At 64.6% G+C, this 15,220-nt stretch carries 10 protein-coding genes, 3 rRNA genes and 2 pseudogenes; 7 read left to right on the top strand and 8 right to left on the bottom strand.

Features of this window, described 5'->3' with window-relative positions; genetic code table 11:
* Nucleotides 1-8: 8 nt before the first annotated feature.
* The 4 genes and pseudogenes from MJQ72_RS31890 to MJQ72_RS31910 all read left to right on the top strand — a co-directional run bounded on the left by MJQ72_RS31890 (nucleotide 9) and on the right by MJQ72_RS31910 (nucleotide 3,600).
* Nucleotides 9-848: an AfsR/SARP family transcriptional regulator gene (locus tag MJQ72_RS31890; protein WP_240594707.1), complete on the top strand. Its 840-nt coding sequence runs from the start codon at nucleotides 9-11 to the stop codon at nucleotides 846-848.
* A 40-nt stretch (nucleotides 849-888) separates the two neighbouring features.
* Nucleotides 889-1,575 carry a helix-turn-helix domain-containing protein gene (locus tag MJQ72_RS31895; RefSeq protein ID WP_240594708.1) on the top strand — a complete coding sequence of 229 codons (687 nt, stop codon included), beginning with the start codon at nucleotides 889-891 and terminating at the stop codon, nucleotides 1,573-1,575.
* 116 nt (nucleotides 1,576-1,691) lie between these two features.
* The gene (locus MJQ72_RS31900; RefSeq protein WP_240594709.1) at nucleotides 1,692-2,270 is read left to right on the top strand and encodes a hypothetical protein; all 579 of its coding nucleotides are present in this window, start codon (nucleotides 1,692-1,694) and stop codon (nucleotides 2,268-2,270) included.
* Nucleotides 2,267-3,600 (top strand): annotated as a pseudogene (locus MJQ72_RS31910) (copper resistance CopC/CopD family protein). The gene MJQ72_RS31900 and the pseudogene MJQ72_RS31910 overlap by 4 nt, the downstream one beginning before the upstream one ends.
* Here MJQ72_RS31910 and MJQ72_RS31915 read toward each other — a convergent pair.
* Nucleotides 3,601-4,296 carry a maleylpyruvate isomerase family mycothiol-dependent enzyme gene (locus MJQ72_RS31915; RefSeq protein ID WP_240594712.1) on the bottom strand — a complete coding sequence of 232 codons (696 nt, stop codon included), beginning with the start codon at nucleotides 4,294-4,296 and terminating at the stop codon, nucleotides 3,601-3,603.
* Nucleotides 4,297-4,508: 212 nt separating this feature from the next.
* Between MJQ72_RS31915 and MJQ72_RS31920 the strand changes: the two genes are divergently transcribed.
* Nucleotides 4,509-5,177 carry a M protein gene (locus MJQ72_RS31920; RefSeq protein ID WP_240594713.1) on the top strand — a complete coding sequence of 223 codons (669 nt, stop codon included), beginning with the start codon at nucleotides 4,509-4,511 and terminating at the stop codon, nucleotides 5,175-5,177.
* Here the strand turns inward: MJQ72_RS31920 and MJQ72_RS31925 are convergent, their stop codons facing one another.
* Nucleotides 5,178-5,540 carry a YciI family protein gene (locus MJQ72_RS31925; protein ID WP_037347812.1) on the bottom strand — a complete coding sequence of 121 codons (363 nt, stop codon included), beginning with the start codon at nucleotides 5,538-5,540 and terminating at the stop codon, nucleotides 5,178-5,180.
* 168 nt (nucleotides 5,541-5,708) lie between these two features.
* Between MJQ72_RS31925 and MJQ72_RS31930 the strand changes: the two genes are divergently transcribed.
* The gene (locus MJQ72_RS31930) at nucleotides 5,709-5,990 is read left to right on the top strand and encodes a metal-sensitive transcriptional regulator (RefSeq protein WP_007034631.1); all 282 of its coding nucleotides are present in this window, start codon (nucleotides 5,709-5,711) and stop codon (nucleotides 5,988-5,990) included.
* Here MJQ72_RS31930 and MJQ72_RS31935 read toward each other — a convergent pair.
* Genes MJQ72_RS31935 through MJQ72_RS31945 form a run of 3 tightly spaced genes read right to left on the bottom strand, consistent with a single transcriptional unit; the run spans nucleotide 5,980 to nucleotide 8,527 of the window.
* Nucleotides 5,980-8,166: a heavy metal translocating P-type ATPase gene (locus MJQ72_RS31935; RefSeq protein ID WP_396426891.1), complete on the bottom strand. Its 2,187-nt coding sequence runs from the start codon at nucleotides 8,164-8,166 to the stop codon at nucleotides 5,980-5,982. The genes MJQ72_RS31930 and MJQ72_RS31935 overlap by 11 nt on opposite strands.
* Nucleotides 8,163-8,324: a hypothetical protein gene (locus tag MJQ72_RS31940; protein ID WP_240594714.1), complete on the bottom strand. Its 162-nt coding sequence runs from the start codon at nucleotides 8,322-8,324 to the stop codon at nucleotides 8,163-8,165. The genes MJQ72_RS31935 and MJQ72_RS31940 overlap by 4 nt, the downstream gene beginning before the upstream one ends.
* Nucleotides 8,321-8,527, bottom strand: coding sequence for a heavy-metal-associated domain-containing protein (locus MJQ72_RS31945; protein WP_007034629.1), 207 nt, complete (start codon nucleotides 8,525-8,527; stop codon nucleotides 8,321-8,323). The genes MJQ72_RS31940 and MJQ72_RS31945 overlap by 4 nt, the downstream gene beginning before the upstream one ends.
* A 96-nt stretch (nucleotides 8,528-8,623) precedes the next feature.
* Here MJQ72_RS31945 and cobF point away from each other — a divergent pair.
* Nucleotides 8,624-9,382, top strand: a pseudogene (cobF, locus tag MJQ72_RS31950) (precorrin-6A synthase (deacetylating)); the annotation flags it as partial.
* 375 nt (nucleotides 9,383-9,757) lie between these two features.
* Here the strand turns inward: cobF and rrf are convergent.
* From rrf to MJQ72_RS31965, 3 genes are all read right to left on the bottom strand, one after another.
* A 5S ribosomal RNA gene (gene rrf, locus MJQ72_RS31955) occupies nucleotides 9,758-9,874 on the bottom strand.
* An 83-nt stretch (nucleotides 9,875-9,957) separates the two neighbouring features.
* Nucleotides 9,958-13,090 (bottom strand): 23S ribosomal RNA (locus MJQ72_RS31960).
* 325 nt (nucleotides 13,091-13,415) lie between these two features.
* Nucleotides 13,416-14,932: ribosomal RNA gene (locus MJQ72_RS31965) — 16S ribosomal RNA — on the bottom strand.
* Together the 16S, 23S and 5S rRNA genes form the textbook arrangement of a ribosomal RNA operon.
* Nucleotides 14,933-15,220 lie beyond the last annotated feature (288 nt).

Genomic DNA, 15,220 nt, shown 5'->3' on the forward strand with positions numbered 1-15,220 from the left:
CGCTTGCGATGTACACCGGATCACGAGTAGCGGACAAGCACCACGGCTCGGCACCCAACCCGATTCCGGCCCCGTCCGCAAGCCCCGTCCGTTTCAGTCTCCTTGGCCCGCTCGAACTCGTGCGGGACGGAGTCGACTACGCGCCGACGACACCGAAGCTGCTGCAGGTGCTCGCCATGCTGGTCATGAGCCCGGGCAAGATCGTGCACATCGACACGATCGTGCAGGAACTGTGGGCCAACGACCCGCCGCGCAGCGTCCGCACCACCATGCACACCTACGTCTACCAGCTGCGCAAGTGCATCGACGAGAACGAGCTTGCCCCGTACGGCGAGACCATGCTGGCGACCAAACCGCCGGGGTACGTGTTCCGGATCGCCCCGGAGCAGGTGGACGTCTTCGAGTTCCAGGAGCTGCAGCACAAGGGCCGCGAGCTGCACCTGCGCGGCGAGCACGCCGAAGCGGCGAAGGCCTTCCGGTCCGCGCTCGACCTGTGGTCCGGGCCGCCGCTCGCGAATGTCCACTGTGGACCGGTGCTGTCGGCGTACGCGGTCGACCTCGTCGAGCAGCGACGCAGCACCCTGCACCTGCGGATCGAGGCGGATATCGCGGCCGGGATGCGGCACGAGCTGATCGGCGAACTGCGTTCCCTCGTCACCGCGAACCCGCTCGACGAAGCCCTGCACGGGCAGCTGATCCGCGTGCTCGGCCGCAGCGGACGGCGCTCCGACGCGCTCGCCACGTACCGTCAGGTGCGGACGAGGCTCAACAACGAACTGGGCGTGGAACCCTGTGACGAGCTGCAGGTCCTGCACCACGACCTGCTTTCCGAAGGGGAACCCGCGTGAACCCCGCTCCCGCCACGGAAACGAAAGTGAGGATCGACGGATGAGCAGTCGTACCTATGGACAGTTCTGCGGGCTGGCCCGCGCGCTGGAGATCATCGGCGAACGCTGGTCGCTGCTGATCGTCCGTGACCTCGTCCTCGGCCCGAAGCGGTTCACCGAACTGCAGGCGGGTCTGCCCAAGATCCCGGCGAGCACGCTGTCCGCGCGGCTCAACGAACTCGAACAGTCCGGCGTGCTCCGCCGCCGCCTGCTCCCCCAACTCGACGCCGCGGTGGTCTACGAGCTCACCGAATACGGCAGCGAACTCGACCAGATCGTGCTGGACCTCGGGCTCTGGGGCGCGCGATCGCTCGGGCGGCCGGGAGCCGAGGACGTCTTCACCCTGGACTCGGCGATCCTCTCGCTGTACACGACCTTCCGGAGTGAAAAGGCCAAGGGCGTCCAGGTCACCTACGAGCTGCGCTACCCGGGCGAGATGGTCCTCCACGCGATCGTCGAGGACGGCGCGCTCAAGGTCGCGGAGGGCGCGCACCCCGGCGCGGACGCGGTCATCGAACCGCTGGGCCCGTTCATCAAGGACCTGCTGAGCGGGGATCTCACCGCCGCCGACGCGACGCGAACCGGAAAGATCCGCATCGAAGGTGCCTTCGAATATCTGGAGCTGTTCACGGAATTGTTCCACATTCCCGCCGCTCCGAAAATGCCCGACGGAATCGTCGTCCGCTGATCCATCCGGCGTAACACCGCTGGTCGGATCAGCAATCCGGAGTAACGGAAATCGCCGGAACGCGGGCTATCGTCGACATCCGTCACCGGTCGGTCTTTCGCCCTAGGAGCTCTTTCATGGCCGCACTCGATTCGCCTCGTCCGGGTCTGCTCGCCTCGCTCAACGGGAAATACCACCGCGTGGCGCTCCTCACCTTCGCGGTGGTCGTCGTGGCCCACTGGGCGGAACACCTCGTGCAGGCGTTCCAGATCTACGCCCTCGGCTGGAAGACCGCGGACGCCCGCGGTGTGCTCGGCATCCCGTTTCCCAAGCTGATCAGCTCCGAGTGGCTGCACTACGGCTACGCGATCGTCATGCTGATCTTCCTGTTCGTCCTGCGCAAGGGTTTCGCCGGCCGCTCGCGGCAGTGGTGGAATCTGGCGCTCGGCCTGCAGTTCTGGCACCACATCGAGCATCTGCTCCTGCTGATCCAGGCGCAGACCGGCTGGCGGCTCGGCGGCGGCACCGCGCCGAGCAGCATCATCCAGCTGTTCATCCCGCGCGTGGAGCTGCACCTGTTCTACAACACGATCGTCACCATCCCGATGATCATCGCGATGCTCGTGCACCGGAAGGCCTCCGCCGCGGAGCGGGAGCTGACCGGCTGCACGTGCTCGCCCGTCAGCCGGCGTGAGCTGGCGACCGCGGCATCGTGACCGGGAGACTCTTCGCGCTCCTGGCCCTCGTGGCGGCGTGGTTCGGGGTCGCGGTGCTCACCGCGGCCCCGGCTTCGGCCCACGTCGAGCTCCTCTCCTCGAACCCCGCCGACGGCGCCCGGCTCACCTCGACACCGGCGCTGGTCTCGATCACTTTGTCGGAGAACATCGGCATCCAGCCGAATTCGATCAAGGTCGTCGACCACCAGGGCACCGACGTGGTGTCCGGCCCGGTGTTCCAGCCCGGCCAAGTCGCCGAAGAGGTCGCCGTCAAGCTGGAGCCCGACCTGCCCGACGGCAGCTATCTCGTCGAATACGCCTTCGTCTCGGCCGACTCGCATCCGGTGCGCGGCACGATCGCCTTCGTGATCGGCACCGGCCCCTGATCACCTCGGCGGGCGCGGTGTCCGCCTCCACCGGGACCGACCCGGTGACCGACGCGCTGTTCACCACCTTCCGCTGGGGGTCCTTCGGCGGTGTCGCGCTGCTCGGCGGGATGGTGTTCCTGCTGGTCTGCCGTCCGGGCGGCCGGACCGATCCGGCGGCGCGGAGGCTGATCACCGCGGGCCTGTGGGTCTCGGGCGTCACTGCCGTGGCCGGGTTCCTGCTGCAGGGCCCGTACGTCGCGGGCCGCGGTATCGATGGGCTCTTCGACCCGGCACTGATCGAGGCGACCCTGCGGGTGGCGTACGGGAAACTCCTGCTCCTGCGCCTGGCCGCGATCGTCGCGCTCGCCGTGATCGTGCGGCGGCTGCTGGCCGGCGGCCTGCCGGACCGGCTGCGGTCGCGCTACGAGAACCTCGGCATCGCGGCCGGGTTCATCGTGATGCTGAGCTTCTCCGCGACCGGGCACGCGGTGGCCGACCGGATCATGTTCCTCTCGGTCAGCGCGGATCTCGCGCACTTCGGCGCGATGGCCGTCTGGGTGGGCGGGCTGATCCAGCTGGCCGTGCTCCTGCGCGGCCGGTACCCGTCGTCGGAGGCCGAGCCGGCGCTGGCGCGGTTCCATCCGATCGCCACCCGGTCCATCGTGATCATGGTGGTCAGCGGCGCCTACCTGGGCTTCCGGCTCGTCCCCTCGGTGGAGGCGCTCTGGACGTCGGCCTACGGCATCGTCTTCGTGCTGAAGCTGACCGGGTTCGCCGCGTTGCTGCTGGTGGCGAACGTGAGCCGCAACGCGGTGCGCCGCGGGTTCTCCGGCCGCGGCGGCACCGCGGTGGTGACCGCCGACCTGCGGAAACTGCGGGTCGGCGTCGGGGTCGAGGTGCTGATCGTGGCCGTGGTGCTCGCGCTGGCCGCGGCGCTGTCCTCGATGTCCCCGACCGGCTGATCACCGCTCGATCTCCTCCTCCGGCGGGGCGAACGGCCCCCAGGTGAAGGCCCGGAGCCACGGCTCGGGATCGCCCAGCCAGTCCATGGCGGCGATCTGGGCCGGGCTCCGGCGCCCGGCGAGCGTCCGGTACAGGTCCACGGGCGCGCCCGTGAGCACCGCGGCGACCGGTTCGGTGCCGGCGATCCAGGTCGCGCCCTCGGTCTCGATCCGCATCCCCGGCAGTCCGTGCCTGCCCAGCGAGGCGCCGAGCCCGCTGACGAGCACTTCGAATCCCCGCAGCCAGCCCGCGTGCGCTTCGGGCGGTGGTGCGCCGAGCGCGTACCGGAGATCGAGCTCGTGGGTGAAAGCGTCCATCACCATGATGTCGCCGCGGCTCTTCCCCTCGCCGTCGGCGGCGAGGAGGCTGTCCGCCTCGGGGCCGCGTTCGAGCCAGAGTTTCAGCAATTCGGCGGCCGACGCGGACTCCGGGATCGGGCAGGCCTCACCACCGAACCGGGTGATCACCCGATCGCAGATCTCGGTCAGATGCGCGATCAGGTCCCGCACGGTCCACTGTGGACAGGCCGGGACGGCGCGCTCGCCCGCACCCGCGTGATCGGCGACCAAGATCGCGATGTTCTCCCTGACCTGCCGATATCCTTCGGCCGCCGTCGCCGTATTCCAGCCAGGGACCTGAATTCGGCTGCTCGTCACGCGGCCACCTCCCGTGGGGTATGCGATGGTCGTCCATTCTTCCATCACCGGGAAGCGTCACCCTTCTTCCCGCTTGCGGCGGACCGTTCACCGCAAAGACCACCCACCCGTGGCGCGTGTCGCCGCGGCTTCAGGCACACTGGTCGTTGAAAGCCCCGTGTGGCAAAGAAAAGCGCCCAACGGTGACACATCGACCACTGTGGAGGTGACCAATGGAGATGCCCGGCTTCGATCTGGCGTGGCGTGGTTTCAATCGCGCGCAGGTCCGGGAATTCGTCCGCGAGGTGGAAGCCGAACTGCGACGAGTGGAAGCCGAACGCGACGAAGCGATCCGCCGCGGGGAAGCGCTCGCCGACAAGCTCACCGCCACACAAGAGGAAAATCGCGAACTGAAGGCCAGCGTCGACCGGATCAGCCGCGTGCCGATCGCGCCGGACGCGTTGCAGGAACGCTCGCGCCGGATGCTCGAACTCACCCGCGAGGAAGCCGACGACATCACCGCCCGAGCCGCCGAAGAGGCCGCCAAGGCCGAAGCGGAACGGAAGCGGATCGCCGAAGACTTCGAGCGCGCCATGACGCTGCGCCGCGCGGAGGCGATGCGCGCACTCGCCGCGCGGGACGAAGCCGCGCAGGCGAAGGCGCGGAAACTGCTCGACGACGCCGCCGAAGAGGGCGAGCGCCTGGTCGCCGAAGCGCGGCAGAAGGCCGATGTGGCCCTCCGCCTGCGCGACGACGTGCTGAAACAGCTGGTCGGCTGCCGCGAACTGCTCGCCGAAGCCGGTGTCGTGCTGGCCGTGCCGGACTCACCGAAACCGGAAGTGCCCGTTCAGCGCCGGAGCAGGCCCGAAGCCCGCACCGGCACCGAAGCGGCCGCCACCTAGCTAAGCGTTGTCGCCGGACGAGAAGACCACCGGCCGGATCTCCATCGCGTTGATATGCGCGTCCGGGATCTGGCCCGCGATCTCGATCGCCCGCTCCTTGCTGTCGCATTCGACCAGGTAGAAGCCGGCCAGGTACTCCTTCGACTCCGCGAACGGGCCGTCGGTGACCACCGGGACGCCGTCACGCACCCGGACCACCGTGCTGTCCTTCGGCTCCGCCAGCGCCTGCGTCCCGAGCAGTTCGCCGCTCTCGGTGAGCTTCTTCATGAAAGGGTCGATGCGGGCGACCACCTCGTTGCGCTCCTCTTCGGGGAGGGCGTCCCAGGCGGTGGGGTTCATCGTGATCATGATCATGTACTTCATCGGTGTTCCTCCTGGTCGTGCGGCCGGTGCCCGGCCACTCACGCAGGAGTCGGAGCGGCCGGATCGTTCTCGACATCCTGACACCCGCTTTTTTCCGCCCTCCGGGCGCATACGTGGGGAGGGTATAGTGGGATGACGACGGGGAACGACGAGAGAACGGGTGCGGGAATGACGGGCTACGGCACCGAGCGGGAGGCCTACCTCAAGCGCCTGCGCCGGATCGAGGGGCAGATCCGCGGTTTGCAGCGGATGGTGGAAGAGGACAAGTACTGCATCGACATCCTGACCCAGGTGTCGGCGGCCACGAAGGCGCTGCAGTCGTTCTCCCTCGAACTGCTGGACGAGCACCTCGCCACCTGCGTGGTCCACGCCGCCGCCGCGGGCGGGGAAGAGGCCGACCTCAAGGTCCGTGAGGCGTCCGACGCCATCGCCAGGCTGGTCAGGTCCTGAAGCGTCGCAGCCGCAGGCTGTTGGTGACGACGAACACCGAGGAGAACGCCATCGCGGCCCCGGCGATCATGGGGTTGAGCAGGCCGAGCGCGGCCAGCGGCAGGGCGGCGTTGTAGGCGAACGCCCAGAACAGGTTGCCCTTGATCGTGCCGAGCGTGCGGCGCGCGAGCCGGATGGCGTCCACGGCGGCGCGCAGGTCTCCGCGCACCAGGGTGAGGTCGCCCGCTTCGATCGCGGCGTCGGTCCCGGTCCCCATCGAGAGGCCGAGGTCGGCCCGCGCGAGCGCGGCCGCGTCGTTGACGCCGTCGCCGACCATGGCGACCACCCGGCCTTCGGCTTGCAGCCGCTTGACGACGTCGACCTTGTCGGCGGGCAGCACCTCCGCGACGACCTCGTCGATCCCCACCTCGGCGGCGACGGCCTTCGCGGAACCGGCGTTGTCGCCGGTCAGCAGGACGGGCCGGAGCCCTAGCGCCTTCAACCCGGCCACGGCCTCGGCCGAAGTCGGCTTGACCGTGTCGGCGACGACGACCACACCCCGTGCCTCGCCGTCCCAGGCGACGACGACCGCGGTCGCGCCACGGTCTTCGGCGGCCTTCACGACCTGGGTGAACTCGTCGCCGACGGCGATACCGTGCTGGTTGAGGAGCGCCTGCCGCCCGGCCAGGACGGTCTTGCCTTCGACCTCGCCGACGACGCCCAGCCCCTCGGCGTTGCGGAACCCCTGGACCGGCGGCAACTCGCCCAGCCGCTCCTCGCCCGCCGTGACGATCGCGCGGGCGATCGGATGCTCGGAAGCGTGCTCGACCGCCGCGGCGAGCCGCAGCACCTCGGTCTCATCGGCGCCGAACAAGTCGGTGAGGCTCATCTTCCCGGCGGTCACCGTGCCGGTCTTGTCCAGCACGACGGTGTCGACCGCGCGAGTGGACTCGAGCACCTCAGGCCCCTTGATGAGGATGCCCAGCTGCGCGCCGCGGCCGGTGCCGACCAGCAGCGCCGTCGGCGTGGCCAGCCCGAGCGCACACGGGCAGGCGATGATCAAGACCGCGACAGCGGCGGTGAAGGCGGCGTCGGCCCCGCTGCCGGCGCCGAGCCAGAAGCCGAGCGTGCCGACCGCGAGGGCGATCACCACCGGGACGAACACGGCCGACACCCGGTCCGCGAGCCGCTGGACCCGGGCCTTGCCGTTCTGCGCGTCTTCGACCAGCCGCGCCATCTGCGCGAGCCGCGTGTCGGCGCCGATCCGGGTGGCGCGGACGACGAGCCTGCCACCCGCGTTGACCGTCCCGCCGACGACCGAGTCCCCGGCCACCACCTCGACCGGGACGGCTTCACCCGTCAGCATGCTCAGGTCGACGGCCGAACCACCGTCGGTCACCACCCCGTCGGTGGCGATCTTCTCCCCCGGCCGCACGACGAACTCGTCGCCCGTCTTTAACTCGCCGATCGGGACGCGGCTCTCGGCGCCGTCCTTCAGAAGCGCGACGTCCTTGGCCCCGAGTTCGAGCAGCGCCCGCAACGCGGCGCCGGAGCGGCGCTTGGACCGGGCCTCGAAGTAGCGGCCCGCGAGGAGGAAGGTGGTCACCCCGGCGGCGACCTCGAGGTAGACGTTGCCCGCGCCGTGCCCGCGCTCCATGATCAGCTCGAAGCCGTGCCGCATGCCGGGTGTCCCGGCGGTGCCGAACAGCAGCGCGTACAGCGACCAGAGCGTGGCGGCGGCGACGCCGAGCGAGATCAGGGTGTCCATGGTGGCGGCGCCATGGCGCAGGTTCGTCCAGGCCGGGCGGTGGAACGGCCACGCGCCCCAGGTGACCACCGGTGCGGCCAAGGCCAGCGAGACCCACTGCCAGTAGGTGAATTGCCAGGTCGGGACCATCGCCAGCACGATCACCGGCACGGCGAGCACGGCGGAAACCACGAGACGGGTTCTCAGGGAGCCGGTCTCGTCTTCGTCTTCGTCCGGCCGGGGTGGCTGGGCCGTGTAGCCGGCGGACTCGACGACGCCGACGAGGTCTTCGACCGAGAGCGCGCCGGGGAAGTCGACCTGCGCCTTCTCGGTGGCGTAATTGACCGTGGCGGAGACGCCGTCGACCTTGTTCAGCTTGCGTTCGACCCGCGCGGCACAGGACGCGCAGGTCATCCCGCCGATGGCGAGTTCGACCCGCTGCGATGTCACGGCGTGCCTCCCGGGTGGTGCCCGTGGTGCTCGCCGGCCGGCGGTGGCGCGGGCGGCGCCTCGTCCAGTGGCCCGACGGCGGAACCTATCGCCCAGGCGACGGCGAACACCGCGACCAGAGCCGCGGCGAACGCCGACACCTTGACGGCGGTGCTCACGAGACGAGCTGGTAACCGGCCTCGGTGACGGCCGCGTCGACGGCTTGGACGTCCAGCGGCGACTCGCTGGTGACGGTGACCTTGCCGCTGGCGACGTCCACGTTCACGGCGCTGACGCCCGCGATCCCGCTGACCTCTTCGGTGACGGAGGAGGCGCAGTGTCCGCAGGACATGCCCTTGACGGTGTAGGTGGTTTCGGCCATCGGTACGAACTCCTCTACAGGACAGGTGGAGCGATCACTTCCTTTATACCCCGTGGGGGTAGGGGTGTGCACAGAGGGTGCGGGGACACTGCGGAAATGAGGAAGATCTCCGCCATCGGCATCGGCGCCGGCGACCCGGACCACCTGACCGTCCAGGCGATCCGGCGGCTCAACGAGACCGATGTGTTCTTCGTGCTCGACAAGGGCTCGGAAAAGCAGGACCTGGTGGCCCTGCGCCAGGAGATCCTCGACCGCTTCGTCGAGCAGCCCGGCTACCGCGTCGTCCGGGCACCCGACCCCGAACGCGACCGTACCCCCGATGACTACCGGAAGGCCGTCGCCGACTGGCACCGCCTCCGCACCGACGTCTACGAGAACATGATCGCTTCACTGGGGCCCGACGAGCGGGGCGCGTTCCTCGTCTGGGGCGACCCCGCGCTCTACGACTCGACTCTGACCTTGCTGGACGCGGTGCTCGACCGCGGGAACGTCGAGTTCGAGTACGACGTCATCCCCGGGGTCAGCAGCGTGGCCGCGCTGACGTCCCGGCACCGGACCACGATGAACCAGATCGGCCGTCCGGTGCTGGTCACCACCGGCCGCCGCCTCGAGGCCGGCTGGCCCGCGGACGTCGACGACGTGTTCGTCATGCTGGACGCCGGGTGCACGTTCTCGCGGTTCGCCGACACGGGCCTGGAGATCTACTGGGGTGCGTACCTCGGGACCCCCGACGAGCTCCTGCTCTCCGGTCCCCTCACCGCCGCCCTCGCCGAGGAGATCCGCTCCGTCCGCGCCTCCGCCCGCTCCCGAAAGGGCTGGATCATGGACATCTACCACCTGCGCCGGCCCGCCCCTCCCGCATTTAGTCCTCTAAATGCTCGGGCCGCGCCCCTCCCTCGCGTGCCCGCCCCAGTCACTCGCGTGATCGAGGCCGCAACTCACGTGATTGAGGGTGTGACTCGCGTGCTTGGAGGCGTATCTCGCGTGATCGGACGGGCGACTCGCGTGATCAGGTGGACGTCACGTGTGTTTGGCAGGACGTCACGACCGGAGCACCGTGTCGTCCGTCCAATCACGGGTGTCGTCCCTGTAATCACGCGAGTGACGGGTTCAAGCACGCGTGTGACGTGCCCAGGCACGTGTGTGGCGGGTTTCGGGTATGAAAAAAGGTCTGGGACCTGGGAGAACTCTCGGTTCTCGACCAGGTCCCAGACCTTCTTTTCAAGGTTAGTCCGGCGGTGTCCTACTCTCCCACAACCCTTCGGTTGCAGTACCATCGGCGCTGTCAGGCTTAGCTTCCGGGTTCGGAATGGGACCGGGCGTTTCCCTGACGCTATAACCACCGAAACACTATGAAACAACACTCCCCACCGATCTTGCTGGTGGTTGTGTGGTGTTTCAGAGCTGCAGAGTGGATGCGTAACATCTTTGTGGGCAAGTCCTCGGCCTATTAGTACCAGTCAACTCGACAACACATTACTGTGCTTCCATTTCTGGCCTATCAACCCAATGGTCTGTTGGGGGCCTTAACCCACAAAGGGGTGGGATACCTCATCTTGGAACAGGCTTCCCGCTTAGATGCCTTCAGCGGTTATCCCTTCCGAACGTGGCCAACCAGCCATGCCACTGGCGTGACAACTGGCATACCAGAGGTTCGTCCGTCCCGGTCCTCTCGTACTAGGGACAGCCTTCCTCAAGTATCCTACGCGCGCGGCGGATAGGGACCGAACTGTCTCACGACGTTCTAAACCCAGCTCGCGTGCCGCTTTAATGGGCGAACAGCCCAACCCTTGGGACCTACTCCGGCCCCAGGATGCGACGAGCCGACATCGAGGTGCCAAACCATGCCGTCGATATGGACTCTTGGGCAAGATCAGCCTGTTATCCCCGGGGTACCTTTTATCCGTTGAGCGACACCCCTTCCACCAGGTGGTGCCGGATCACTAGTCCCGACTTTCGTCCCTGCTCGACATGTCTGTCTCACAGTCAAGCTCCCTTGTGCACTTGCACTCAACACCTGATTGCCAACCAGGCTGAGGGAACCTTTGGGCGCCTCCGTTACTCTTTAGGAGGCAACCGCCCCAGTTAAACTACCCATCAGGCACTGTCCCTGAACCAGATCATGGTCCGAGGTTCAGATTCCCAATCCGACCAGAGTGGTATTTCAACAACGACTCCACCAACACTAGCGTGCCAGCTTCACAGTCTCCCACCTATCCTACACAAGCCGAACCGAAAACCAATACCAAACTATAGTAAAGGTCCCGGGGTCTTTCCGTCCTGCCGCGCGTAACGAGCATCTTTACTCGTAGTGCAATTTCGCCGGGCCTGTGGTTGAGACAGCCGGAAAGTCGTTACGCCATTCGTGCAGGTCGGAACTTACCCGACAAGGAATTTCGCTACCTTAGGATGGTTATAGTTACCACCGCCGTTTACTGGCGCTTAAATTCTCAGCTTCACCCCGAAGGGTTAACCGGTCCTCTTAACGTTCCAGCACCGGGCAGGCGTCAGTCCATATACATCGTCTTGCGACTTCGCATGGACCTGTGTTTTTAGTAAACAGTCGCTTTCCGCTGGTCTCTGCGGCCACCCACCCCTAGTCCGCAAGGGACTTCAGAGTGTTTGGCCCCCTTCTCCCGAAGTTACGGGGGCATTTTGCCGAGTTCCTTAACCACAGTTCACCCGATCGCCTTAGTATTCTCTACCTGACCACCTGTGTTGGTTTGGGGTACGGGCCGTGCACGCACTCGCTAGAGGCTTTTCTCGGCAGCATAGGATCACTCTACTTCACCTCAATCGGCTACGCATCACGTCTCAACCTATATGAATGGCGGATTTGCCTACCATTCGGTCTACACGCTTACACCAGTACTACCACTCACTGGCGGAGCTACCTTCCTGCGTCACCCCATCACTCGACTACTACGGAATCAGATCCCACGCTCCACACAGAAACCTCCATCCGAAGACTTCGGTAACTGGCTTTGGGTGGTTAGTATCAACCGCCTCATCCTGGGCGCACGTGCTCGGGTACGGGAATATCAACCCGTTATCCATCGACTACGCCTGTCGGCCTCGCCTTAGGTCCCGACTTACCCTGGCGGATTAGCCTGGCCCAGGAACCCTTGGTCATCCGGCGGCAGAGTTTCTCACTCTGCATTCGCTACTCATGCCTGCATTCTCACTCCCACACCCTCCACGACTGGCTTCCGCCGCCGCTTCCCTGGATGCAGGACGCTCCCCTACCCATCAACACGACTAGACGTCCCCTCAAGGAGAACGCCGATCTATATGTGTCAATGACACAGCTTCGGCGGTGTGCTTAAGCCCGCTACATTGTCGGCGCAGGACCACTTGACCAGTGAGCTATTACGCACTCTTTCAAGGGTGGCTGCTTCTAAGCCAACCTCCTGGTTGTCTGGGCAATCCCACATCCTTTCCCACTGAGCACACACTTAGGGGCCTTAGCTGGTGTTCTGGGCTGTTTCCCTCTCGACGACGAAGCTTATCCCCCGCCGTCTCACTGCCACACTCTCACACCACGGTATTCGGAGTTTGGTTGATTTCGGTAACCCGGTAAGGCCCCTAGACCATCCAGTAGCTCTACCCCCGTGGAGAAACATGTGACGCTGCACCTAAATGCATTTCGGGGAGAACCAGCTATCACGGAGTTTGATTGGCCTTTCACCCCTACCCACAGCTCATCCCCTCAGTTTTCAACCTAAGTGGGTTCGGCCCTCCACGTCGTCTTACCGACGCTTCAGCCTGGCCATGGGTAGATCACTCCGCTTCGGGTCTAGACCACGCGACTCAATCGCCCTATTCAGACTCGCTTTCGCTACGGCTACCCCACACGGGTTAACCTCGCCACGCAGCACTAACTCGCAGGCTCATTCTTCAAAAGGCACGCCATCACCTCAACATCACAAGGATGTGCTCGGGCTCTGACGGCTTGTAGGCACACGGTTTCAGGTACTCTTTCACTCCCCTCCCGGGGTACTTTTCATCTTTCCCTCACGGTACTAGTCCGCTATCGGTCTTCAGGAAGTATTTAGGCTTACCGGGTGGTCCCGGCAGATTCACAGCAAATTCCACGAGCTCGCTGCTACTCGGGAACACCACCAAGGTCTCAGAAACTGGTTTTCGCGTACGGGACTCTCACCCACTCCGGTCGCCCATCCCAAGGCGTTCCACTAACCAGCACATCAACCCGAAGAAATGTCAGTCTCTTCAAGGCGGGTCCCACAACACCACACACACAACGCCTGACAGCTTGACATGTGCATGGTTTAGCCTCTTCCGCTTTCGCTCGCCACTACTCACGGAATCACGGTTGTTTTCTCTTCCTACGGGTACTGAGATGTTTCACTTCCCCGCGTTCCCTCCACACACCCTATATATTCAGATGCGGGTAACACCACATAACTGGTGCTGGGTTTCCCCATTCGGAAATCCTCGGATCACAGCTCGGTTGACAGCTCCCCGAGGCATATCGCAGCCTCCCACGTCCTTCATCGGCTCCTGAAGCCAAGACATCCACCATGTGCCCTTAACAACTTGACCACAAAGATGCTCGCATCCACTCTACAGTTCTCAAACACCACACCAGAAACAAACAACCTGGAGCTCGTGTAAGCCCCTTGGCGTGTTGCCTCAGGACCCAACAGCATGCCAGCGAACAATCCCTCCGACTTCCCAGGAGCACCCGTTCCACGCTTCCCGAAGGAAGCAGTACTAGAGCGTCCCGGCAAAAACCGGCGACACCATAACCAGTAGTTCCACAATTCCTTGAGCAAGCCCGGCAACACCACATTCGGATGTTGAGCCGTGCCCACTCCACCAACCGTTGGTCCGGGTATCCCGGCGGGGTGGATGTGTTGCTCCTTAGAAAGGAGGTGATCCAGCCGCACCTTCCGGTACGGCTACCTTGTTACGACTTCGTCCCAATCGCCAGTCCCACCTTCGACCACTCCCCCCCTTACGGGTTGGGCCATGGGCTTCGGGTGTTACCGACTTTCATGACGTGACGGGCGGTGTGTACAAGGCCCGGGAACGTATTCACCGCAGCGTTGCTGATCTGCGATTACTAGCGACTCCGACTTCACGCAGTCGAGTTGCAGACTGCGATCCGAACTGAGACCGGCTTTAAGGGATTCGCTCCACCTCGCGGTATCGCAGCCCTCTGTACCAGCCATTGTAGCATGTGTGAAGCCCTGGACATAAGGGGCATGATGACTTGACGTCATCCCCACCTTCCTCCGAGTTGACCCCGGCAGTCTCCCACGAGTCCCCGCCATAACGCGCTGGCAACGTAGGATAAGGGTTGCGCTCGTTGCGGGACTTAACCCAACATCTCACGACACGAGCTGACGACAGCCATGCACCACCTGTACACCAACCACAAGGGAAGCCCTATCTCTAGGGATGTCTGGCGCATGTCAAGCCCAGGTAAGGTTCTTCGCGTTGCATCGAATTAATCCACATGCTCCGCCGCTTGTGCGGGCCCCCGTCAATTCCTTTGAGTTTTAGCCTTGCGGCCGTACTCCCCAGGCGGGGCGCTTAATGCGTTAGCTACGGCACGGACAACGTGGATGTCGCCCACACCTAGCGCCCAACGTTTACAGCGTGGACTACCAGGGTATCTAATCCTGTTCGCTCCCCACGCTTTCGCTCCTCAGCGTCAGTATCGGCCCAGAGACCCGCCTTCGCCACCGGTGTTCCTCCTGATATCTGCGCATTTCACCGCTACACCAGGAATTCCAGTCTCCCCTACCGAACTCAAGTCTGCCCGTATCGCCCGCACGCTCCACGTTAAGCGTGGAGTTTTCACGAACGACGCGACAAACCGCCTACGAGCTCTTTACGCCCAATAATTCCGGACAACGCTCGCACCCTACGTATTACCGCGGCTGCTGGCACGTAGTTAGCCGGTGCTTCTTATCCAGGTACCGTCACTTGCGCTTCGTCCCTGGCGAAAGAGGTTTACAACCCGAAGGCCGTCATCCCTCACGCGGCGTCGCTGCATCAGGCTTGCGCCCATTGTGCAATATTCCCCACTGCTGCCTCCCGTAGGAGTCTGGGCCGTGTCTCAGTCCCAGTGTGGCCGGTCACCCTCTCAGGCCGGCTACCCGTCGTCGCCTTGGTAGGCCATTACCCCACCAACAAGCTGATAGGCCGCGGGCTCATCCCGTACCGCCGGAGCTTTCCACTTCCACGGATGCCCGCAGAAGTCATATCCGGTATTAGACCCAGTTTCCCAGGCTTATCCCAAAGTACAGGGCAGATTGCCCACGTGTTACTCACCCGTTCGCCACTAATCCACCCCGAAAGGCTTCATCGTTCGACTTGCATGTGTTAAGCACGCCGCCAGCGTTCGTCCTGAGCCAGGATCAAACTCTCCAACAATGTCAAATTTGATCGAGGCAAATAATACTTGCTCTCAAAGGAACCTCACACGAGGTTCAAATACATAAGCTCTACTGGCTTAGTTCACTAGCACACTGTTGAGTTCTCAAGCAACACACCCCGAATCGCACCACCATCACAGCGGCCTTATCCGAAGCAGTCATTCCTAGCAGTTTTTGGTGAGACACCCACTCAATCGCACTGAGCGAGAGCTTGGTTCGTGTCCCGGTCGGCCGCCCGGTTTCCCTGGCGACGAAGAGAACTTTACATGGCCGGAAACCCCCGAAA

Source organism: Amycolatopsis sp. EV170708-02-1 (assembly GCF_022479115.1).
Classification (GTDB): Bacteria; Actinomycetota; Actinomycetes; order Mycobacteriales; family Pseudonocardiaceae; genus Amycolatopsis.